Origin of the sequence: Saccharopolyspora sp. NPDC002686, from assembly GCF_040295745.1 — a bacterium.
GTDB lineage: Bacteria > Actinomycetota > Actinomycetes > Mycobacteriales > Pseudonocardiaceae > Saccharopolyspora > Saccharopolyspora oryzae.
Window position 1 is genome coordinate 1 of sequence record NZ_JBEOVY010000656.1, and the last position, 1,450, is coordinate 1,450.

Here is a 1,450-nt window from a genome sequence, read left to right on the forward strand (position 1 = left end):
CGAACGGGTCCGGGTAGTCGCGGCGCAGGACCGGGTCGTCCGTCCACACCGCTGCCGTCCAGCGCGAACCGCCCGCGGCGCGCTGCTGGTCGTCGGCCGGGGCGCAGGCCCACTCCTGGAACTCCGGCAGCGCGTCCTGCTCGAACGGGCTCGGCGGGGCTTCGCCGTCGAGCCAGGCACCGAGGTAGTCGCGGCGGAGGGTGTTCGGGAGCACCGCGCCGTCCGGCAGGGCGTCGAACGGGTGCGGCTCCTCGCGCGTGTAGCCCGCTTCGACCAGCGCGTTCCGGTAGCCGGCGCACAACCCGGCGAGCGCCTGGTGCTCGGAGAGCAGGATGCGCGGGCGGTCGGCGTAAGTCGTGGAGAGCAGCCAGGGGCGCTGCGGTTGGAAGCCGTCGAAGTGCACGCTGCGCAGCACCGCGCCGTCGACCGTGTGCTTGCCTTCGCTGGAGACCGCGAGTTCGCGCTGCGCGGCGTTCCACACCGACAGGCCGACGCCGGGATCGCGGATCACCTTGTGGTCGACGAGCGCCGGGGCGTCGTCGAGGACCGGCGTGACCATCGTCGGATCGCTGCGCAGCTGTTCCACCCAGGTCTCGAGCAGCTGCTCGGCGCCGGGGCGGACCGCGAAGACGCTCGGGTCGAAGGTTCCCGATTCGGCGAGGTCGGCCGGGCTGGGGCGCAGGCCGTCCACCGCGAGCGGGCGCAGCACGCGCGGCACCAGCGCGACCGGGCGGTCCGGGGTCAGGCCGGTCAGCAGGTCGTCGAAGCGGCCGAAGACCTGCACGGACGGTTCGAAGTACAGGGTCGTGTGACCGGTCTTGAGCAGGTGCTGCAGGAACCGCGGGCGCAGGACGTTGCGCAGCTGCTCGGCGGTGCACCCGACGGCCAACCGGGCGAACTCCTGCGGGTCGAGGCCGATGTCGGTGACCGACAGCGCGTCCGCCTCCGCCTGGCCCGGCTGGTCCACCAGCAGGAGCGCGAACCTCGCGTCCGGGTGGTGGCGGCGGAAGGTGTCCCGCAGGACCCTGGCGGCCGGGAGCTGGTCCGGGCAGGCCAGGGTGCACCCGAGCAGCGTGCCCGCGGCCGGCTCACCTGGCGTCTCCGCGGGCCACTCCGGTTCGAACAGCTCCGCCGACTGCTCCAGCACACCGGACTGCAGGGAGGACTCCTCGGAGCTCCCGGAGCTGATCGGGTCGTGCTTCGCCTGCGAATCAGTCACGGCCGCAACCTATCGCTACCCGAGCACCGATCAGAAGCCCAACCCCACGAGCCCCAGCGCCGGCGGCGAACTCCGCCCGTACGACGGCGCCGGGGCCTCGATGACCTCGGAAGATCCCGACCGCTCCCCGATCGTTCCGACACGCCTCGGCGTGTCGGGCCGGTTCTAGCTCTGTCTTTGAAACGCCGAAGGCGTTTAGCCCACCTAAGCAACCGGCACCGCCGCGGGTTC

General features: G+C 72.6%; 1 pseudogene. It reads right to left on the reverse strand.

Annotated elements, in window-relative coordinates:
- Positions 1 to 1,219 (reverse strand): annotated as a pseudogene (locus ABTZ89_RS38670) (FkbM family methyltransferase); the annotation flags it as partial.
- Between the last annotated feature and the right edge of the window lie 231 nt (positions 1,220 to 1,450).